Genomic DNA, 19,329 nt, shown 5'->3' on the forward strand with positions numbered 1-19,329 from the left:
CGCCCTAGCGGGGGTAGCAGGGAGGAAGAAAAACACCTTCTTAGCCCGCCGTCTCCTCACCGACCTGACACTCCGCGACCTCCGATGAGGATGCCGTGCCGGAACGCTTCTCGGCAGCTGCACGCAGACTCCGTACCTGAGGTGACAACAGGGCCGCCGTGGTGGCCAGGACCACCAGGGCCGCACAGCCGGCCAGGGCTTGGCTGGTGCCCACGGCAGTGGCGATGGGTCCGGCGACGAGGAGTCCGAGCGGAGCGAAGGCCAGGGAGCCGAACCAGTCATAGGAGCTGACGCGGGACAGAACCTGTTCCGGGACCTCACGCTGGATCGTGGTTGCCCACAGCACGCCGAAGACATCCCCTGCGATACCGGCGCCGAACATGGCTGCGGCGATCAGCCATACCGGGGCGTCGGCGCTGAGCAGAGCGATCGGCACAGCGGCCGGAAACGTACACAGCACGGCCACCAGAATGGGACGGTTCACCCGCACACGGGCGGCAAGTCCTGCGCCCGCGATGGTGCCCACGGCCTGCGCGGCCACGATGACCGACCACGCCCGCGCTCCGCCCAGGTGCTGCTCGGCCGTCAGCGGGCCCAGGACACCGACGTTGGCGTTGAGCGCGGCGACCACGACCGCGTACTGCGCGACGACGACCCACAGCCACTGCCGGGAAGTGAATTCCTGCCAGCCCTCTCGCAGATCGGCCCACCCCGACGATCTCCTGCGCGGCCTCGCGGCCACCCGCAGCCGAGCAGTCAGTGCCGCACTGGCGACAAAGGACGCCGCGTTGAGCGCAAGCGCCCAGCCAGCCCCGACCAGTGCCACGGTCACCCCGGACAGCGCCAGGCCCAGCAGCAGAGAGCTGTTAGTGCCCATCCGAAGCAGCCCATTGGCCTGCTGCAAGCGATCTGCAGGCACGACCAACGGCAGCAGGCCGTCCATCGCCGGCGAGAACAGGGCTGTCGCCGTTCCGGCCGCCACGGCCAACAGGCACAGTGCCACCAGTGGTGCATGACCGGTCAACACCATCGCGGCCAGCCCCGAATACGCCGCAGCCCCCAGCACGTCGGCAAGGACCATCAGCCTCGCCCGCGACATCCGGTCCGCAATCACCCCGCCCACCAGGATGAGCACCAACTGCGGCAACGCCTGACAGGCCAGCACCACCGACAACCGGCCCGCACTGGCCCCCGGCAGAGCAAGCACCGCAAACGCCAACGCCACCCGGGCGAAGCCGTTGCCCAACACGGAAAGGACCCGAGCGCAAAGGAGCAGGACGAACTGCTGGTCGCGCCAGAACGGCGACCCATCCGATGAGACCGTCACGGCCAGGCACCCTATGGGACCCAGGTCGACACACGCCGTGAACCAGCCACTTCACGCAGAGGCACTCAAGCGTCGCGCCAGATCACTCGGTGCTCCTGTCGGCTCGGATACCACCGTCGGACCTTGCGCATACGGGCGCACGTGCGCAGGTTGAGCGCCGCACGGTGTTCGCCGCTGAAGGGGCGGGAGTAGCACGGATCATGTGCGCACATTGAGCATGGCTCCCACCGCTTCCCTCGCAGGCGACCAGGGATGGAGACCGCCGGCAGACACACCAAGCCGCGGTGTCGAGTCTCATCCGAAAATGGAGGGACCAAAAGGCGCGCGTCATCAGCCCGTGGGCGAGGTGCCGGCGGGTGGGCTGGGTCTCTGTCATGTCGCGGGTGCGAGGGTGACGGTGAAGCCGAGGGCTTCGAGCTGGCGGATGTGGTTGCGCTTGCGGCGGTCGGGGTCGATGCGGGGGTCGTAGTAGTCGGAGCCCAGATCGTGGAAGCGGGTGTCCGGGGTCGAGAGGAGGTGCCAGATGACGACCAGGAGCGAGCGGCCGACCGCGACCAGGGCCTTCTTCTTGCCGCGGCGGCGGCCGATGCGCCGGTAACGCTCGCCGAGGAAGGTGTCGGTCTTTCCGGTGGCGGTGGCGCAGTTGCCCAGCACGCGGGCCAGGTAGGAGTTGCCGTGGCCGGTGGTGCCCCGGCCCTTCTTCTTCCCGGCGGATTCCTTGACGCCGGGGGCGAACTTCGCCCAGGAGGCGAGGTGGGCGGCGGTGGGGAACCGGGTCATGTCCAGGCCGATCTCGGCGATGATGACGTGGGCGGCGATCGGGTTGATGCCGGGGATCTCGCTGAGCCGGGCGATCGCGTCGGCGTAGGGGGCGACCTCGGCGCCGATCCGGGCGTCGATGGCGGCGATGTCGGTGTTGATGGCGTCGATGCGGCCGAGCATCTTGGTGAGCAGGAATGCGTGGTGGTCGGTGAAGTGGCCGGTGAACGCCTCCTCCAGTTCGGCGAGTTTGGCGCGCAGACGGCGGCGGGCGTACTGGGCCAGTACCTTGGGGTCGCGCTCGCCGGCGATCAGCGCGGCGAGCATGTCCCGTCCGGAGGGGCCGAAGATGTCGGTGGCCACCGCGGTGACCTTGATCTGGGCGTCCTCCAGGAGCTTCTCCACGCGCTGCTTCTCGCTGGTGCGTGTGGCCACCAGGTCGGTGCGGTAGCGGGTCAGGTCCCGCAGTGCGCGGATCTCGCGCGGCGGGACGAAGCTGGGGCGGATCATCTGCCGCTCCGCGATCTTGGCCGGCCAGACCGCGTCGAGCTTGTCGGTCTTGGGCCGGCCCGGCAGGTGCTTGACGTCCCTGGCGTTGACCAGCCATACCTCGAAGCCGGCCGCCTCCAGGAGGTAGAACGCGGGCCGCCAGTAGTCGGACGTGGCCTCCATGACCACCCGGGTCACCCCAGGCAGCGCAGGTGGTCACACATGCCCAGCAGGGAACGGGTCATGGTCGGGTAGGTCGCGACCTCCTGCATGCGCCGCCCCGGGGAACCTTCACGGGGCACCCGGGTGCAGCACACGACCTCGGCCTTGCCGATGTCCAGCGCGGCAACCCGCTCGATGATCTCCTCGGTGTCCTGCGTCTCTTCCAGCACCACTGCCCTCCCTCAACTCCCGGGCGGCTGCCACCTGTGGGAGCCAAAGGGCTGGTGGAGGAATCTCATCCGCGTGCTCGAAGCGACACTGAAGGCGCCCGATGACTGGCTCCCCGCGCCCGGCTCAGTTACGACCTCGAAGGTCACAGACAAGACGGCGTCAACAGGCAGCAACCACACCCATTTTCCGCCCGGAACGGGCGTCGCCGCAGGGGATCCGACGGGCTCAGTTGATGCTTGACGCGTTGACGTCAAGTGATGCTAGAGGTTTGCCCTAGACGATCAACCGGCGAAATTACCTCCCTTCCCATCCAGCGGTTCGGCATCCTTGCGGATGTGAGCGCCTTCAGCAGCGACAAGGACCTGTCCGCCACCGACGTGACGGGCAATGGTGTGGAAGTGGATGTCGCTACCGACCTCCTCAACGGCACGGTCCGGCCGTCGCTGCTCTGGACGCAGGAAATCCATCTGACTCCCGATGATGATCGTAATCGGCGGGCGGCTGCGGTGCCCGAACGAGGCGATCGTGGGCAGCGCCGCCGAGGAGCAGTTGCGGTCGATCACGCCGGATGTGGTTTTCCTCGGCGCGGACGGGCTGGTCGCCGGGCGCCTTTGTGTGCCGACGCTGGAGCAGGCGCACCTGAACACGTGATGCTGTACGCGGCATGGACCGCGGGGGTGCTGGCCGAGCACTCCAAGCTCGGTGTCAGCCCGTTCCCCTACTGCCGCCGCTGGACCGGCCCTACAGCCTGGTCGCGGAGGAGTTGGCGGATCCGGCAACGGTGGCATCGTTCCGGGCCGATGGCGCGGCGCTGCTCGCGCCGATCACTTCCGCTCCAGCGCGGCCAGTCGCAGCTCAAGCTGGTCAACCCGGTGCTGTAGCAGGGTGACTTGGGCTTCCAGGCTGACTTCCCGTTCCGCCCTGCGCTGAATGCGCGGTGACGCGGCGGCACGCTCGATCACCGCGTCCAGCCGGACCAGGCGCTGCGGCCCGTTCGGTCCGTCCACCAGCCGGGACTGGATCTCGCCATTGCGGTACCAGGACCGCAGGGCCGAGCGGGAAACGCCGGTCTCGGCTTCCGCCTTGGCCAGCGTGACCCAGGGTGCCTCGTCCAGCTGCTCGAACAGCTCCAGCTCATTTTGCCAGCGCGCGAGCCGGTCCTCCCAGTCCGACGGTGTCTCCATCACACCCTCCCTTCAGCATGGTGACCCTATCAATAACAGTGTATTGACATGGTTGAGACCCTGAAAGCATGTCATTTGAAAGGTTCACGGTGAAAGCCCGCAAGGTGGTTGTCACGGCTCAGGAGGAGGCGAGGCTGCTCAAGCACAACTACATCGGCACGGAGCACATCCTGTTGGGGCTGCTCGACGTGCCGGACAGCATGGCGGCGAAGGTTCTGCACCAGCTCGGGTACGACAAGGAGACGGCGCAGACCGATATCGCCGCGGTGGTCAAGCCCGGCACGCAGGAGCTGAGCGGCCATATCCCGTTCGCGCCGAGCGCGAAGAAGACGCTGGACCTCGCCCTGCGCGAGGCGCAGCAGCTGCACCACACCTACATCGGTACGGAACACATCCTGCTCGCCCTGGTCAGGGAAGGTGAGAGCGTCGGCGCGAAGGCGCTTGCCGAGCGGATCAGTCCAATCAGCAAGATCCGTGCAGCGGTGATGGCCTCATTGGAGGGATCGCAGAACGTCGCAGCCGGCCCATGGCCGGCCGGCACACCTGCCACCGAGGACACCGTGTCCGCCGCCGGCGCGCTGGCCGGTGGCGCACCGGTCGGCAGCCATCACTTGCTTGAGGCGATGCTGCGGGCGGAGAACAGCATGGCGGCCAGGGTGCTGCGCGAACTCGGGGTCGACCCGGGCGCGGTCGCCGCCAAGATCGACGAACTGGATCCGGAGACGACCACGGACGCGAACCCGGAGGAAGCCGCCGCGCGCAAGATGGAAATCCGGATGGTCGACGATGAGGTGCACCTGATCCTGCGGGACCCGACGACGGTCACGATCGCCAAGAAGGTCACCGAGCTGTCCGGCGGCCCCATCCAGGGTGTCGGGCCGGTCGCCGGCATGTTCGTCCCGCTCTGGCGGTCGACCAACCAGCTGCTGCTGCAGATCCAGCGCGTGCTGGAACCGGAACCCGAAGAAGGGGACGGATCCGCCGCGAGCAAGGTGGCCAAGGTCGTGCGCACGGTGCTCGCGCCCCGGCTCCGTCGGTGAACCCATTGATCAGCGGGCCGGAACCGGTCGGTGGGAGTGGCGAGGATGGGGGCGTGGCGAGCGACGATGCGCCGGCGCCGCTCTCGCCGGCGACCAGGGTGTGGTTCACAGGCGAGTTCACCGCGCCCACCGAGGCACAGCGGATCGGCCTGTCCGCGACGACCCGACCGGTCGAGGAGGTGAGCACCTTCCTCGCCGGCGAGCAGCCGGTCAAGATCGTGCGGCCGACGAACCGGAAATCGGTCCGGCTGCAAGTGGAGGCCCCGGTCGCAGCCATGGTCACGCTCGGGAAGGGCACCGGCGAGGTGTCCGGTTCGGCGCCGGGACCGGAGCGGCAGTCGTCCATCGGGCCGGATGCCGAGCAGCGGATTCTCGCGCTGGTCGGCGAACACCGGCCGACGATCATGTTCGCCAACTCCCGCCGGCTTACCGAGCGGCTCACCGCCCGGCTGAAACGAACTGGTCGCCGAGCCGGCCGAGGCCGGCCAGCCGGCCAGGTTCCCGGCCGAGGCGATCGGCGAGGCCGGGATCTCGTTCGGCGCCCCACCGGTGGTGGCCCGCACCACGGGTCGATCTCCCGCGAGCAGGCAATACGGTGAATCGGAGGCAACCATGACCATCACGATCGTTGGAGCCGGCTTGGGCGGCCTGGCCCTCGCCCGTGTGCTGCACGTGAACGGCATCGACGCCGTCGTGTACGAACGCGAACCGTCGCGCGACGCGCGCGGTCAGGGCGGCATGCTCGACCTGCACGCCGGGACGGGCCAACGGGCGATCCGCGAGGCCGGCCTGATCGACGAGTTCCGCGCGATTGCCCGTCGTGAAGGCCAGGACCTGCGCCTTCTGGAGCCGGATGGCACCCTGCTGCTGCAGGAGGATACGCCCGAGGACGCCCCGCTCGATCGACCCGAGGTCGACCGTGCCGATCTGCGTAACCTGCTGCTGGATTCGCTGCCCGAGCACGCGGTGCGTTGGGGGCACGCGTTCGAGCACGCCGACAACGGCCTGCTGCACTTCGCCGACGGCACTAGTGCGACGTATGACCTGTTGGTCGGCGCCGACGGCGCGGACTCCCGGGTCCGCGCACTGCTCACCGACGCCCGACCAGCGCACACCGGCCAAAACGTCGTTGAGCTTGGTATTCCCGACATCGACCGCACCCATCCCGATCTCGCGGCGATGGTTGGGCGTGGCAACTACTGGGTGCTCGGCAACGGACAATCCCTGTCGGCGCAGCGCAACGGCGACGGCCGCGTACGCATCTACCTCAGCTTCTACACCGCGGAGGACTGGTTCGGGACCAGCGGAATCCCGTTCGACGACCCCGCTGCCGCCCGGGCGCGGCTGATCGGCCTGTTCACCGGCTGGGACTCACGGTTCACCGCGCTGATCGCCGCCTGCGACGACACGGTCCTGCCACGGTCGATCACCACGCTCCCGGTCGGCCTGACCTGGCCGTCGAGGCCAGGCGTCACGCTGCTCGGCGACGCCGCGCACCTGATGCCGCCGGTGGGGCAGGGCGCCAACATGGCGCTGCTCGACGGCGCCTTGCTCGGCCTCGCGCTGGCCGCGCATCCGGACGACTTTCCCGCCGCCGTCAAGGAATACGAACGCGAGATGTTCGAACGCACCAGCGCTGCCGGTCGGCAGTCCGTGCGCATCCAGGAAATCCTGATGTCGCCGGACGCCAGCCGGAAAATGCTCGCGTTTTTCCAACCCGGCTGAAGGTAACGGAATACGACCAAGCAACTGGCTGCCCAGCCAGCGCGATCAGCCGCCGTTCGGGTCCCTCGGTTGTCGCACGGGACGTCACGCGACATGAGTCTCAGTGCCCGGACAGCAGTGGGGCCGGCCCGCGGGGGAGCTGGGATGCCTCATCTCCTTCGCGGTTGGCCGGGATGGGAGCCGGCGGGGCGGAGTGGGACGTCGTTCTTGAGTAGTGCCAGGCGCACGGTGGCGAGGCTCGTTCCTTGCCGGTGGCGCGCTGTCCTGGAGCGACATGTGGTCGTGCTCGTACCAGATGCGCCATTGTCCGATACGGGTGGCCGTGTGCTGGGTGCGGCGGAACCGGGGCGGGCTCCAGTAGACCGGGTGCCGGGACAGCAGGTAGATGACGTGCGCCGTAGTGGTATTCAGAACGTGCGCGACGTGCGCGATGGAGAAGTTGCCGACGGGTACGGCCTGATGGAGCCAGGCAAGACCGCTCGGCGGTCTGGACTGGCTACTGGTGAACGCAGGCATCGGGCTCGGCGTTGGTCTGGCCGGCTCCTCGCCCGAGGACGGGGACCGCGTCCTCGCGCTCAATCTGCGCGCGCCCTTCCTGGCCGCAAAGTACGGCCTGCCGACGATGGGCGGCGGCGCGATCGTCTTCAGCGGATCCGTTGCCGGACTGCGCGCCGCCACCGGCTCGCCTGCGTACGACAGTTCCAAGGCGGGTCTGGTGGGTCTGACCCGGCATGTCGCCAAGGAGGGCGCCGCACGCCGTATCCGAGCCAACGTGGTCGTACCTGGCCTGATCGACACCCCGATGGGCCGTCAGGCATCAGCAGCACGCACCTCCAGGACCGCGTCCTTCGCCCGGATCCCACTCGGCCGGCAGGGCACCGCGTGGGAGGTGGCGGAGGCGGTGACGTTCGTGCTCTCCGACCGCGCCTCCTACATCACGGGCCAGCAGCTGGTGGTAAACGGCGGCCTGAGTACCGTCTCGGCAGCCATCCGGCCGGTGCGCGGGCGGACTCGCGCAGACGACCCCGGCCGCCGGCGTCAGCCAGTCCTCCGGTGCGGAGCGAGTGCCAGCAGCACCATGTCGTGGGCCGCGCGGCCGATTTCCTCCAGGCGGGCGCGAGAGGAGTCCAGCTGGTACTGGAGCAACACGCCGCGCGCCAGGCTCTCCAGAAGGAATGCCTCCGCGCGGGCGTCCAGGTCCGGGCGGATGCTGCCGTCGGCGACCCCCCGTCGGATGTCGTCCTCCACACCGGTGCGGACCAAGTCGAGTTGGCCGCCCAAGGGCCCCTTGGCGGTCTCCCCCGGGCTGCCGACCGCCTCGACGAGCAGCACCAGCAGTGCGCGTGCCCGGACACTGGGGCCCGGCTCGGCCAGACGTGAGAAGTACTGCTCCAGCTTGGCCAGCACGGCCTCAAGCCCGGTCATCCGGTGGTATCCGGGGAGCGCCCTGAGACGGTCTACAAAGACCTCGCGGATGTCGTTGATGACCGCCTCGACGAGCCCAGCCTTGGACTCGAAGTGGTAGTTGACCATGCCCCGGCTGACCCCGGCGCGATCACCGACCTTCTTCACCGTGAGGCCGCGGTAGCCCTCCTCGGCGAGGATCCCCAGTGCCGCGTCGATCAGTCTGCGCCGGGAGGCCTCCCGCTGGTCATCGCGCATCGTCGGAAGGGGGCCGGTCGTTGTCGTGGGATCGGTCATCGCCCCAGCAGTATCCCATCCGCGACTGCCCCGCTGCTCGAAAGGTGACCTGTGGACGTCTCGCGAATCATCCTGGCTGTAGCCACCGGCCCGATATTCGTCTTCACCGGGGGAATCAAGATCTACGGGCTGCGCCGGTCCCTGCAGTACCGCGACCACTTCGGCATGTCGCCCTCGCTGTGGCGGGCGATCGGCGTGCTGGAGGCCGGAGGCGGCGTGGAGCTTCTCGGAGGGCTGGCGGCCCGGCCGCTGGGCATCGCGGCCGGCGCGGGACTGTGCGCGTTGATGTTCGGCGCCGTGCTGACGCACCTGCGGGCCAGGGATCCGATCGCTGCGGTGGCCTCAGCCTCGGGCGTTCTCCTGCTCGCCTCGGCGTCCCTCGTGTGCGGCATCGCTGCGTGACCCCACGAACTGGAACGGCTGCGGTGGGGAAATGCCCAGCTGCGCCCTGGCGCACAGGCCCGCGAAGGGACGGCGTCCCATCACCGGCTTCTTCTGTCGAGGCTCTTGCCTCTTCAGAACCAGCTCCAGACCACGAAATCCCGATTCCAGGAAAATTCGTCGGTGGATCAATCTGACAGGACACTAGGCTAGTCCTGTGTCTCCGCCTGCTGCTCCTCCCCGGCTAGCAGGCCCGCCGGACGGCGGCCCGGCGGTTGCTGCGGCTCGGGACGCACGGGCACGGGGGGCATCGGCTGGTCCACCGGAGCGTCGGTCGTCACGGTCACCTGTTCCCCGTGATGCAGCACGACCAGCGGTTCACCTTCCACCAGCTGGTAACGCGCATGGGACGGGCCGATGTCCACCTTCAGCCGGCGTCCGCGTCCCAGCACCGTGAACGCCACCTTTGACAGCGCTTCCGGCAGGCGCGGTGCGAACGCCAGTAGGTCCGGCTTTCCCCCCTCGCCGATGTACCGGCGCATGCCGCCGAAACCCTCGACCAGGGCGATCCAGGTCCCGGCGAGGGAGGCGATGTGCAGCCCGTCACGGGTGTTGTGCTCCAGATCGTCCAGGTCCATCAGCGCCGCCTCTCCGAGGTAGGCGTAAGCCAGCCGCAGGTGCCCGGTCTCGGCGGCCAGCACCGCCTGGCAGCACGCCGACAGGGAGGAGTCGCGGACGGTGAGCGCGTCGTAGTAGGCGAAATTGCGCGCCTTCTCCTCGTCGGAGAAGAGGTGCGGGCACTCCAACATCGCCAGCACCAGATCGGCCTGCTTCACCACCTGCTTGCGATACAGGTCGAAGTAGGGATAGTGCAGCAGCAGTGGATAGTTCTCGGGCGGGGTCGCCTCGAAGTCCCAGTGCTGGAAATTCGTGAACCCGGCCGACTGTTCGTGCACGCCGAGAGACTCGTTGTATGGCACCGCGATGCGAGCTGCGGCGTCCCGCCATACGGCGGTCTCCTCGTCGTCGACACCGAGTTCTGCGGCCCGGTCCGGATGACGCGTGGCCACTTCCGCCGCGGCGAGCAGGTTCTGCCGGGCCAGCAGGTTGGTGTACAGGTTGTCGCGGGCGACGGCGCTGTACTCGTCGGGTCCGGTGACCCCGTCGATGTGGAAGACGCCTTCCGCGTCGTGGTGGCCGAGGGAGCGCCACAGCCGAGCGGTGTCCACGAGGAGGTCGAGCCCCTCACGGCGCTCGAAGTCCTCGTCCCCGGTCACCATGACGTACCGGACGACGGCCGTGGCGATGTCGGCGTTGATGTGGAAGGCAGCCGTGCCGGCCGGCCAGTAGGCGGAACTCTCGGCACCGTCGATCGTCCGCCAGGGGAACGCCGCTCCCGCCAGGCCCAGCTGGCCCGCCCGTTCCCTGGCCGCCGGCAGCATCCCGTGCCGCCATCTCAGTGCCGAAGCGACGGCCTGCGGCGCGGTGAACGTCAGGACCGGCAGCACGTAGGACTCGGTGTCCCAGAAGGAGTGCCCGTCGTACCCGGTTCCGGTCAGGCCTTTCGCGGGAATGGCCCGGTTCTCGCCGCGGGCCGCGGCCTGGAGCACGTGGAAGAGAGCGAACCGCACCGCCTGCTGGATCTGCGCGTCGCCCTCGACCTCGACGTCCGCGCCCGCCCAGAAGCGGTCCAGGTACGCCCGTTGGGCGGCGACCAGCCCGTCCCAGCCCGTGCTGACCGCAGCCGCCACGGCTCCGTCCACCTGATCGTGCACAGCCGGCAGCGAGCGCTCACCCGACCAGCCGTAGGCCACGAACTTGACCAGCCGCAGCGGCTGCCCGGGCACCAGGTCCGCGGTCACCGTCAGACGGCTGACATCGGGCTCGCTCTGCGCCGTCCAGCGCGTGCTCTCGGGACCCTCGACGAGATGGTCGGCCGCCGCTGCCACCCGCAGTGCGCTGCGGGCGGTGCAATGCACGAGCCGCAGGCGGGTGTCCTGGGCGAAGTGCTCCTCGGCATTCAGGGGGGACTCGATCGCCGCAGCCACGCGCGGGTCGCCCTCGAGGCGCGGCAGTTGTTCGTTGGCCACCAGCTCGGACTGCACGGCCACCGTGGTCGGTCCGTCAATCGGCTCGACCTCGTACACGATCGCGGCCACCGCGCGTTGGGGGAAGGACACGAGCCGCTGTGAGGTGATCCGGACCGTGCGGCCGCCGGGCGATGTCCACCGCACCGAGCGGCTGAGAACACCGGACTGGAAGTCCAGGACCCGCTCGTGCGCCAGCAGATGACCGTAGCGCAGATCGCACGGGTGGTCGTCGACCAGCAGCCGGATGACCTTGCCGTTGGTGATATTGATCATCGTCTGGCCGGACTCGGGATATCCGTAGCCCGCTTCCGCATAGGGCAGCGGATGCTGCTCGTAGACGCCGTTGAGGTAGGCGCCGGGCAGCCCGTGGGGCTCTCCCTCGTCGAGGTTTCCGCGCCACCCGATGTGCCCGTTGGACAGCGCGAACACCGATTCGCTCTGGGCGAGCACGTCCAGGTTCAGCTCGGTCTCGCGCAGGCACCACGGCTCGACCGTGAAGCTGGGATGGGCGATCATCGCGACTCCAGAAGTTCGGCCAGGTCACCGACCACAAGGTCCGCCCCGTGCGCCCGCAGCTGATCCGCCTGACCCACCCTGTCGACGCCCACGACCACGCCGAACCGTCCCGCTCGCCCGGCCTCGACGCCGGCCAGGGCGTCCTCGAACACCGCGGCCTCGTCGGGATCCGCTCCGAGCCTGCGGGCCGCCTCCAGGTAGGTGTCCGGGGCGGGCTTGCCGCGCAGATGGCGCTCGCGCGCCACCACTCCGTCGATCCGTTCCTCGAACAGGTCCTCAATGCCGGCCGCTACCAGGACGTCCCGGCAGTTGGCGCTGGACGACACCACCGCGCGGCGCAGGCCGGCCTCCCGCGCCGCGTGAACGAAGCGGACCGAGCCCTCGTAGGGTTCCACCCCGTCCTCGCGGATCCGCCGCAGCACCAGGCCGTTCTTGCGGTTGCCCAGTCCGTTCACCGTCTCTGCCTCCGGCGGGTCGTCCGGCGTTCCCGCGGGCAGGTGCACGCCACGTGCGGCCAGGAACGTGCGCACGCCGTCCTCACGGGGCCGCCCGTCCACATACTCGTCGTAGTCGTCCACCGCGTCGAAGGGCACGAACTCGGTCCCCTCACGTGTGGCGCGCTCACGGAGATAGCCGTCGAACATCTCCTTCCAGGCGACCGCGTGCACCTTCGCGGTCTGGGTGAGCACACCGTCGAGGTCGAACAGACAGGCACGGACGTGAGCAGGAAGCCCCAGCATGTCGCCGAGGCTAGGAGGCGTCCGCGGCCGCTCGCGTCAAGCCACCGAGCGGCACGCAGGAAGGCACCCGCTCGGTCGAGGGCCGAATGACAGCAGGGGCGGGCACGGGCCGAAAAACGCTGCCACGGCACATCCGGGTACAGAAGGGGCCCCTGGCCGGCCGTGACGCCGGCCAGGGGCCGTGAGGAGATCAACCTGCGTCAGCCGTGAGACTCCGACAACGGGATGCAGGCGCCCGGCACGTCGTTCGGCGGGTAGGTCTTGCTCTCGCCGGGGTACGGCTCGGCCCAGTTGTGCGTCCGGTATCCAGGGTCGCCGTCCGCCAGGGGTGGGTCGACAAGAGCCAAACCCGGTTCCTCGGCATCCCCGCCGTACAGATCGCCGCCACCCACACCGGGCACGGCGCCCTGCACTGGGCGAACCTCACCGGGCAACCTCTGGTGATCCTGGACTGGGAGGCCTGGGGGCGCATGCCCGTCGGCTTCGGCATCGGCCTCCTGCACGCCTACAGCCTCACGTGCCCCGCCACCGCCCAGCGGAGCCAGGCGGAATTCGACAGCACTCCGAACTCGCCCGCCGGCCGCGTCGGCGAACTCATCGCCGTTGGCCGGCTCCTGCAGGTCGTCCACCGCGGCGGCCACCCCGAGCTTGCTCTTCCGCTCGAGCGCCACGCCCAGCACCTCACCGGAGTGCCCGTTCCAGCTCCCTGAAAGCCCGGGAAACCCGCCACCCAAGCCCGCGCCGCTCGCCCTTGACCTTGAAGAGGAGACTCGTGCCCACGACGCTGCCGTCGCTGCTCGCCGGCTGGCTCGTCTTCCTGCGCTCGCTGATCGCCCGCGGCCTGGGCCTGTCCGGCGTCCGACTGGCATCTCCGACGCACACATGGGCCTGGTCAACGCGATCGGCGCCACCCTGCCCGGCGCGAGCCGGCAGCGATGCCGCACCCGGCCCGGATACCGGAAGTGCCGCTCACGCTGCGGCAGCAGCGGCTCAAGGTGGTCCCACAGCCCGTTCGACACGATCCATGGCGAAGGCCCAGCGCCGAGCAGCCTCCGCACGTCGCGGACGAAGTCCTCGACCCTCTCGCCGCCGATGCAGGCGCCCAGGGCAGCCGACGCGGCAGCGCCTCGCAGGAGGCACGGTGCCCGCGCAAGGCCATGGACCGGCGTGAGACTGTGGTGCTATGGACTAGGCCCCTCGAGGGGATCCGCACCATGGCGACAGAGCGTACGGCGTACGAATACCTCGCTGAGCCGTTCGACATCACCCGTGCGGCTGTGGTCGGCATCGACGCGCACGGTCTGATCGAGCGATGGAGCAAGGGCGCGCAGGCGCTGCTCGGCTACCGGGCAGGCGAGGTTCTGGGGCGGTCTGCCGCCTCGCTCCTGGCCGGCGGAGCAGACCTCGCGTCCGCCGTGTCCGAGCCGTGGCGTGCGGGCAACAGCTGGGAAGGCCTGGTCGCCGCCAGGCATCGCGCCGGCCACCGAGTGGAGCTGGCACTGCGCACGTGCCCGTTGCAGGACGCTGGTGGGCGTCGAAGCTGGCTCGCGGTGGTCAGCGAGGTGAGCTCGCTGCGCAGATGGGAACTGCACCAGGCAGTGCTGCACGGGCTGCTCGGCCAGTCGCCCATAGGGATAGCGGTGGTGGACACCGAGCTGCGGTACCAGTTGGTCAACCGCGTGCTGGAACGCATGGACGGCGTGGCCGCCCAGCAGCGCGTCGGCCGCAGAGTCGGGCAGGCCGTGCCCGGAGAGGCCGAATCCACCCTCGAGTGGCAGGCCAGGCAGGCACTGGACAGCGGGCAGACCCTGCTGACGTTCCAGCATGCCGTGCCTGAACCGGGCGAGCTCCTGCGAGGGGACCGTGAGCGCGTCAGGCTCTGCGCGTCCTTCCGGTTGCAGGACCGCACCAGCCGCGTCCTGGGCGTGTGCCACACCGCGGTGGACGTCACCGACCAAGACCGGGCCCGGCGGCGACTCGCCCTGGTGAACGAGGCGAGCAGCCGTATCGGCACCACCCTGGACCTGGACCGGACCGTGCGCGAGCTGGCCGAGATCGTGGTGCCCCAGGTGGCCGACTTCGTCGCGGTCGACCTGTTGGAAACGGTTTTGGCGGCCCGTGAACTCGCGCCCGTCGCGGTGGACGGCGCGACAGTGCTGCGCCGCGCAGCGCACCTCTCGATCCAGGAAGATCAGCCCGAGGTCGTGGTCACGGCCGGTGACCCCACCCGCTACCCGCCCGCCTCCCCGCAGAGCCTGTGCCTGGACGCCGGTCGCTCGATCCGCGACCCGGTCATCGACGAGTCGACGGCTTGGCTGGCCCAGGACCCGCTGCGCACGGCAAAGCTGCGCGTTCTGGGTGTGCATTCCCACCTGGTCGTACCCCTCCAGGCCCGAGGTGTGACCATGGGCGTGGCCACGTTGCTGCGCTGGAAGTCCCCGGAGCCCTTCGACGACGACGACCAGCTTCTCGTCGAAGAACTGGCAGCCCGCGCGGCCGTCTGCATCGAGAACGCCAGACGTTTCACTCGCGAGCACAACACCGCACTGGCCCTCCAGCACAGCCTGCTCCCCCACGGCCTGCCCGAGCAGAGCGCGGTCGAGGCGGCCTACCGCTACATTCCCGCCGACACCGAAGCCGGGGTCGGCGGGGACTGGTTCGACGTCATCCCGCTGTCGGGTGCACGGGTCGCCCTGGTCGTCGGGGACGTCGTCGGACACGGTATCCACGCCGCGGCCACCATGGGCCGGCTGCGCACCGCCGTGCAGACACTCGCCGACCTCGACCTGTCCCCCGACGAACTCCTGGCGCGCCTCGACGACCTGGTGATCCGACTCGCAGACGAAGCCGATGCCGCCGACGACACCCAGGTGATCGGCGGGACCTGCGTGTATGCCGTCTACGACCCCATCTCACGCAAACTCACCGTGGCACGGGCCGGACATCCCAGCCCCGCCATAGCTCACCTGAGTGAACCGGTGGAATTCCCCGACATACCCGCCGGGCCACCGCTCGGACTGGGCGGCCTGCCCTTCGAATGCGCCGAGATCGACGTCGAGGAAGGAAGCGTGATCGCCTTCTACACCGACGGCCTCATCGAAGCCTCCGACCGCGATGTGGACGTCGGCTTCGAACGGCTCTGCTTCGCGCTGGCCCACCCCGACCGCCCACTCGACGAAATCTGCAACACCATGGTGCGGATGCTGCTGCCCGAGCACCCACGCGACGATGTCGCCTTCCTCGTCGCCCGAACCCGCGCTCTCAGCACCGACGACGTCGCCTCCTGGGACGTACCCGCCGTCCCCTCAGCCGTCCACACCATCCGACAGATGGCCAACCGGCAACTGGCCGCCTGGAACCTCGAAGACGCCGCATTCACCACCGAACTCATCGTCAGCGAACTCGTCACCAACGCGATCAGGCACGCCTCCCAGCCCATCAGCCTCCGCCTGATCCGAGAACGCACCCTCATCTGCGAGGTATCCGACAGCAGCAACACCTCACCACACCTACGCCGCCCCCTCAGCACCGACGAAGGCGGACGCGGGCTCTTCCTCGTCGCCCAGGTCGCCCAACGATGGGGAACCCGCTACACCCCCCAAGGCAAAACCATCTGGGCAGAACAACCACTGCCCCCACAGGACGCCTAGGACGCCGCCTGACAGCCGGGGCACAAGCCCCAGAAGGTCACGGCTGCCTCCTGGGTGAAATACCCTTCGGGCAGTTGCGGCTCCATGCACGGAGCCGCGCCCACCGCGCACTCGACATCACGGATGTCGCCGCAACGGCAGCAGACGAAGTGGTGATGATTGTCGTGACGCTCGGTCTCATAGCGGGCCGGATGACCGGCAAACCGCGTACACCGCACCAGACCGGCATCCGTGAGCGCGCTCAGGACGTTGTAGGTCGCCTGCAAGGAAAGGCGCCCCGTCACCTGCTGAGCCCGCTCACGCACAGTGTCGGCATCGAGATGGCCCTGCGACTCGGACACCACCATCACCACGGCCATGCGCTGGGCCGTCACCCGTAGACCGGCCCCACGCAACTGTGCCACCGCCTGCGCCATGGGCTCCGCGCCGGTCGTCGCGGGCGTCATGCCGCCTCACTCTTTCTGTCGCCCTCCAGGGCCTCAATGCCATGGATCGCCAGCCCCTCCAGGCCGTCATGCCCCATCCCCGAGGGGTTCATTTGCTCCAAGCCAGAGGGGTCCGCGCCGGTGGACAGCTCGAACCACACGTTCTTCCCCACCGGTGCCCGCTCATGGCCCCACCGTGCGGCCAGCATGTCCACGAGCGCCAGTCCTCGGCCTCCCTCATCCTCCAGGCCGGCTTCCGTCAGGCGAGGAGGCTGCGAAGAACCGTCACCGACCAGACAGCGCATGTCCGACACCCACTCCAGGGTCAGGCACAGCGGGCCGGCACCATGCAGCAGCGCGTTGCCCACCAGCTCACTGACCAACAACTCGGCGGTCGCCACGAGCTCCCCAAGACCCCACCGGGGCAGTACGTCACGTATCGCTCTGCGCGCCACGCCACACGCGGCCAGCGACCACGGCAGAGCCCACGGCCCGCCCACGAACGACTCCACACACATCCCAGCGGCGGACACGGGCAGGCCAGGGCCAAGAGCAGCCGCATCGGCGACTGCTCCCCAGCGGCGGGATTCTTCAGGGACTGTGCGTTCCATGACGGCCTTCGGGAGACGGATTCAAACTCTCATCCCAACCTACGGCCAAACTGGAATCAGTCAAGTCTAGAGAAAGCATCAAATTGAACGACTAACTCGACATTGCCAAGGATGTCACCCCCACGGGCGACCGATTCCAGCAGCACACGGAGCCGCGCCCGGACTTCCCGCAGGCCTGCGGCGAGCGCCCCCGGCGACCACCGGCGTCATCAACATCATCACCGCGGACGCGTGGGCCGCGACCACCGGAATCCAGCGCTCCGACCCTTGACATCTCGATCAGGCGCGTGGTGCAGCACACCATCTCGCTGACGCCTGAGCGGCTCGGCCATTCCGGCTCGGCGCGGGTCCGGTCGCGAGCGCTACGTCGGCGCATGGATGCCCGAGCCGCTGCCCGACCGTACGGAGTGGATCAGCGGGCCGGCTGGCGGCTGGGCCGAGCCGGCCGACCCCGCCGACCCCGCCGACCGCGCCACCCTGGACGAGTCGGTGAACATGGCCTTCCTCGTCGTACGGGAGTCGATGACGCCGGCCGAACGCGTGGCGTTCATCCTCCATGACGTCTTCCGGTACCCCTTCGCCGAAGTCGCCAAAATCGTCGGCCAGGCCGGTCTGGTACGGCTTTCCAAAGAGGCGTAAGTGGCCAGGAACATCGAGGCCCTCGTCGATCTCCTCGACCTCGACGCCACGGTGATCGCCGACGAAGGCGGACCGGTCGGCACCGTCCTCCGCCCGGTCGAGGGCAGCGAGCGCATCGCCCAGTACCTGATCCACATCGCCGACAAAACCCCTGGGCTGACACTCCTGGAGCGGACGGTCAACGGCCGGCCCGGCCTCGTCGCCCAGCACGCCGGCGTCACCGTGACCGTGGCGGCGTTCAGCCTCACCGGCGGCCGCATCACGCGCATCTGGGCGTCCGCAACCCGGAGAAACTCCGTCCGTGGACGAAGAACGAACAGAGCTGACCCCGCGCCATGAATCTGATCACGCGGTACGCGCCGGCAGAGCACCAGAAGGACGCCCAGCGGCTGTTCATGGCCATGAAGGGCGACAGCCAGAGCGACGCCAGAGTTCGGCCTCGGTGCCGGTAACGACGCAGCCGGGCTGTTGGCCTCAAGTGCCGCTGGTGTGTGGCCAGCCGTCCACCCGAAGGCTTTCCGCTCCCGGGAAGCCGCTCCGCCTGACCTCGCTCCAGGAGATCCTGAAGAGCGAGGCGAAGGCCCTGAAGACCCTCGACCGGGAATTGGTCCCTTTCCCGACCTCACGCTGGGTGCCGTCCGAGTCCTGGTGAACACCCACCTGTATCAAGGATCGGCAGATGCAATCCATCAAGGGCTGTTCTCCGTATTGATTCACAGGAGGCAACCCTTCCTGATCAACAACTCCGCGATGCAGAGCTCCGCGTGACGGTCCGGCGTTGGGGCGCCCGGGCGGCGCCCCACGCATACGGGTACATCCCGGTCGAACAGCGGCGCGGAGCACGCGGAATCAATTGGGCCCGCAGAAACGCTCGATGAGTCCGGCTTCGAGCCGGAGGCCGACGCGCCTGCTCCGATGCGGCTGTGTCACTGCCCTTCCCCCTTCCTCAGGGCGGCCAAGGCCCCCGTAACTCTGCTGCGGCGTCCAACAGACATTTCTGACCGGCCACCTGCGCGGCCTGGGAAGCGACAAGACATAAGTGATGCTCGCCCTACGATGCGGCTCATACCGTCGAACCGCGGAACGAGGACACGCCCGGGGCCGTCTCCCAGTGCCCCTCTGCGCAATGCACCTCAAACCCCCGGAATCACGATGAACTCCACCCAAACAGCCGAAGTCACGTTGAAAGGACTGGCGGTGTGCTGCGCCATCGGCAACGCGGTGCTGCATACGCTCCTCGTCCCCGATCATCTTGAGGAGATGTTCTACATCGGCGTCCTGTTCGCCGTGGGAAGCGCCGTCATGCTCGTGGTAGCAATGGCGCTCGTCATCTTGAAACGACCCTTGGCCGCGTGGCTGACCGGGGCACTAGTCAGCCTCGGCATGATTGTCGGTTTTCTGCTGTCGCGCACCGTCGGTCTGCCCGGCGGCTACTACGAAGCCGGTTGGGAGCCGCCGTACGGCCTCCTGTCCTTGCTCGCTGAGGGGCTCTTCGTCCTTACGTTCGTTGCCTGGCTCGGCGAAAGGACAGCACACGGCGCCGCGCCCCATCCGTACAGGGCAGTTGACGAGCCGGTCGCGGCGGGCCGCGGCGTATCAAAGGGCCGGTGATGCTGAGCCTGATGGCGAACGATGCACGCGGGCTCGCGAGACAGACCC

18 protein-coding genes and 3 pseudogenes are annotated in these 19,329 nt (G+C 68.8%); 11 read left to right on the forward strand and 10 right to left on the reverse strand.

The genetic code is table 11. The annotated features are described in order from the left end of the window. Positions 1–40 precede the first annotated feature (40 nt). The 4 genes from OG390_RS02685 to OG390_RS02700 form a co-directional block, all read right to left on the reverse strand. Complete coding sequence (locus tag OG390_RS02685) at positions 41–1,327, reverse strand: MFS transporter (protein ID WP_406164804.1); 1,287 nt, start codon at positions 1,325–1,327, stop codon at positions 41–43. Positions 1,328–1,699: 372 nt separating this feature from the next. Then, positions 1,700–2,758, reverse strand: a complete 1,059-nt coding sequence (locus tag OG390_RS02690; RefSeq protein ID WP_406164805.1) for an IS110 family transposase — start codon at positions 2,756–2,758, stop codon at positions 1,700–1,702. Positions 2,759–2,769: 11 nt separating this feature from the next. Continuing rightward, the gene (locus OG390_RS02695) at positions 2,770–2,967 is read right to left on the reverse strand and encodes a hypothetical protein (protein ID WP_406164806.1); all 198 of its coding nucleotides are present in this window, start codon (positions 2,965–2,967) and stop codon (positions 2,770–2,772) included. Positions 2,968–3,249: 282 nt separating this feature from the next. Beyond that, on the reverse strand, positions 3,250–3,531 hold the full coding sequence (locus OG390_RS02700; RefSeq protein ID WP_406178338.1) for a hypothetical protein: 282 nt from the start codon (positions 3,529–3,531) through the stop codon (positions 3,250–3,252). On the opposite strand from OG390_RS02700, the gene OG390_RS02705 reads away from it, so the two are divergent. Continuing rightward, positions 3,449–3,619 (forward strand): hypothetical protein, encoded by a 171-nt coding sequence (locus OG390_RS02705; protein ID WP_406177462.1) that lies wholly within the window; start codon positions 3,449–3,451, stop codon positions 3,617–3,619. The two genes, OG390_RS02700 and OG390_RS02705, sit on opposite strands and share 83 nt — an antisense overlap. 173 nt (positions 3,620–3,792) lie before the next feature. Here OG390_RS02705 and OG390_RS02710 read toward each other — a convergent pair whose 3' ends face one another. After that, entirely contained in the window at positions 3,793–4,152 is a 360-nt protein-coding gene (locus OG390_RS02710) for an excisionase (protein WP_406164807.1), read from the reverse strand. Between the two features lie 68 nt (positions 4,153–4,220). On the opposite strand from OG390_RS02710, the gene OG390_RS02715 reads away from it, so the two are divergent. The 4 genes and pseudogenes from OG390_RS02715 to OG390_RS02730 form a co-directional block, all read left to right on the forward strand. Further along, positions 4,221–5,192, forward strand: coding sequence for a Clp protease N-terminal domain-containing protein (locus OG390_RS02715; protein WP_406164808.1), 972 nt, complete (start codon positions 4,221–4,223; stop codon positions 5,190–5,192). 53 nt (positions 5,193–5,245) lie between these two features. Next, positions 5,246–5,791: a hypothetical protein gene (locus OG390_RS02720; RefSeq protein ID WP_406164809.1), complete on the forward strand. Its 546-nt coding sequence runs from the start codon at positions 5,246–5,248 to the stop codon at positions 5,789–5,791. 13 nt (positions 5,792–5,804) lie between these two features. Further along, positions 5,805–6,917 (forward strand): FAD-dependent oxidoreductase, encoded by a 1,113-nt coding sequence (locus OG390_RS02725; RefSeq protein ID WP_406164810.1) that lies wholly within the window; start codon positions 5,805–5,807, stop codon positions 6,915–6,917. A gap of 487 nt (positions 6,918–7,404) precedes the next feature. After that, positions 7,405–7,878: pseudogene (locus OG390_RS02730) on the forward strand (SDR family NAD(P)-dependent oxidoreductase); the annotation flags it as partial. A 77-nt stretch (positions 7,879–7,955) separates the two neighbouring features. Here OG390_RS02730 and OG390_RS02735 read toward each other — a convergent pair. Beyond that, the gene (locus OG390_RS02735) at positions 7,956–8,579 is read right to left on the reverse strand and encodes a TetR/AcrR family transcriptional regulator (protein WP_406164811.1); all 624 of its coding nucleotides are present in this window, start codon (positions 8,577–8,579) and stop codon (positions 7,956–7,958) included. Between the two features lie 90 nt (positions 8,580–8,669). On the opposite strand from OG390_RS02735, the gene OG390_RS02740 reads away from it, so the two are divergent. Continuing rightward, on the forward strand, positions 8,670–9,020 hold the full coding sequence (locus tag OG390_RS02740; protein WP_406164812.1) for a DoxX family protein: 351 nt from the start codon (positions 8,670–8,672) through the stop codon (positions 9,018–9,020). Positions 9,021–9,208: 188 nt separating this feature from the next. Here OG390_RS02740 and OG390_RS02745 read toward each other — a convergent pair whose 3' ends face one another. Beyond that, positions 9,209–11,605 carry a glycoside hydrolase family 65 protein gene (locus OG390_RS02745; RefSeq protein ID WP_406164813.1) on the reverse strand — a complete coding sequence of 799 codons (2,397 nt, stop codon included), beginning with the start codon at positions 11,603–11,605 and terminating at the stop codon, positions 9,209–9,211. Then, positions 11,602–12,345, reverse strand: a complete 744-nt coding sequence (locus tag OG390_RS02750) for a beta-phosphoglucomutase family hydrolase (RefSeq protein WP_406164814.1) — start codon at positions 12,343–12,345, stop codon at positions 11,602–11,604. Before OG390_RS02750 ends, OG390_RS02745 begins: the two co-directional genes overlap by 4 nt. A gap of 293 nt (positions 12,346–12,638) precedes the next feature. Between OG390_RS02750 and OG390_RS02755 the strand changes: the two genes are divergently transcribed. The 3 genes and pseudogenes from OG390_RS02755 (at position 12,639) to OG390_RS02765 (ending at position 15,995) form a co-directional block, all read left to right on the forward strand. Further along, positions 12,639–13,055 (forward strand): hypothetical protein, encoded by a 417-nt coding sequence (locus tag OG390_RS02755; protein WP_406164815.1) that lies wholly within the window; start codon positions 12,639–12,641, stop codon positions 13,053–13,055. Positions 13,056–13,144: 89 nt separating this feature from the next. Further along, positions 13,145–13,290 (forward strand): annotated as a pseudogene (locus OG390_RS02760) (transposase); the annotation flags it as partial. Between the two features lie 269 nt (positions 13,291–13,559). Next, positions 13,560–15,995 (forward strand): SpoIIE family protein phosphatase, encoded by a 2,436-nt coding sequence (locus tag OG390_RS02765; RefSeq protein WP_406164816.1) that lies wholly within the window; start codon positions 13,560–13,562, stop codon positions 15,993–15,995. Here the strand turns inward: OG390_RS02765 and OG390_RS02770 are convergent. Together OG390_RS02770 and OG390_RS02775 are read right to left on the reverse strand one after the other, a co-directional pair. Then, positions 15,992–16,441, reverse strand: coding sequence for a Fur family transcriptional regulator (locus OG390_RS02770; protein WP_406164817.1), 450 nt, complete (start codon positions 16,439–16,441; stop codon positions 15,992–15,994). The genes OG390_RS02765 and OG390_RS02770 overlap by 4 nt on opposite strands. Next, complete coding sequence (locus OG390_RS02775) at positions 16,438–16,821, reverse strand: ATP-binding protein (protein WP_406164818.1); 384 nt, start codon at positions 16,819–16,821, stop codon at positions 16,438–16,440. Before OG390_RS02775 ends, OG390_RS02770 begins: the two co-directional genes overlap by 4 nt. 545 nt (positions 16,822–17,366) lie before the next feature. Here OG390_RS02775 and OG390_RS02780 point away from each other — a divergent pair. Together OG390_RS02780 and OG390_RS02785 are read left to right on the forward strand one after the other, a co-directional pair. Next, positions 17,367–17,996: pseudogene (locus OG390_RS02780) on the forward strand (RNA polymerase subunit sigma-24); the annotation flags it as partial. Between the two features lie 826 nt (positions 17,997–18,822). Continuing rightward, on the forward strand, positions 18,823–19,281 hold the full coding sequence (locus OG390_RS02785; protein WP_406164819.1) for a hypothetical protein: 459 nt from the start codon (positions 18,823–18,825) through the stop codon (positions 19,279–19,281). The last annotated feature ends 48 nt before the right edge of the window (positions 19,282–19,329 follow it).

This window comes from Streptomyces sp. NBC_00996, from assembly GCF_045162675.1.
In the GTDB taxonomy this organism is placed as follows: Bacteria; Actinomycetota; Actinomycetes; order Streptomycetales; family Streptomycetaceae; genus Streptomyces.

Bases quoted from the DNA above. Each gene is read 5' to 3' on its own strand.
- OG390_RS02735 (WP_406164811.1), bottom strand. From the start codon at position 8,579: ATGCGCGATGACCAGCGGGAGGCCTCCCGGCGCAGACTGATCGACGCG.
- OG390_RS02705 (WP_406177462.1), top strand. From the start codon at position 3,449: ATGATCGTAATCGGCGGGCGGCTGCGGTGCCCGAACGAGGCGATCGTG.
- OG390_RS02765 (WP_406164816.1), top strand. From the start codon at position 13,560: ATGGCGACAGAGCGTACGGCGTACGAATACCTCGCTGAGCCGTTCGAC.
- OG390_RS02785 (WP_406164819.1), top strand. From the start codon at position 18,823: ATGAACTCCACCCAAACAGCCGAAGTCACGTTGAAAGGACTGGCGGTG.
- OG390_RS02770 (WP_406164817.1), bottom strand. From the start codon at position 16,441: ATGACGCCCGCGACGACCGGCGCGGAGCCCATGGCGCAGGCGGTGGCA.
- OG390_RS02745 (WP_406164813.1), bottom strand. From the start codon at position 11,605: ATGATCGCCCATCCCAGCTTCACGGTCGAGCCGTGGTGCCTGCGCGAG.
- OG390_RS02725 (WP_406164810.1), top strand. From the start codon at position 5,805: ATGACCATCACGATCGTTGGAGCCGGCTTGGGCGGCCTGGCCCTCGCC.
- OG390_RS02750 (WP_406164814.1), bottom strand. From the start codon at position 12,345: ATGCTGGGGCTTCCTGCTCACGTCCGTGCCTGTCTGTTCGACCTCGAC.
- OG390_RS02715 (WP_406164808.1), top strand. From the start codon at position 4,221: ATGTCATTTGAAAGGTTCACGGTGAAAGCCCGCAAGGTGGTTGTCACG.
- OG390_RS02710 (WP_406164807.1), bottom strand. From the start codon at position 4,152: ATGGAGACACCGTCGGACTGGGAGGACCGGCTCGCGCGCTGGCAAAAT.
- OG390_RS02690 (WP_406164805.1), bottom strand. From the start codon at position 2,758: ATGGAGGCCACGTCCGACTACTGGCGGCCCGCGTTCTACCTCCTGGAG.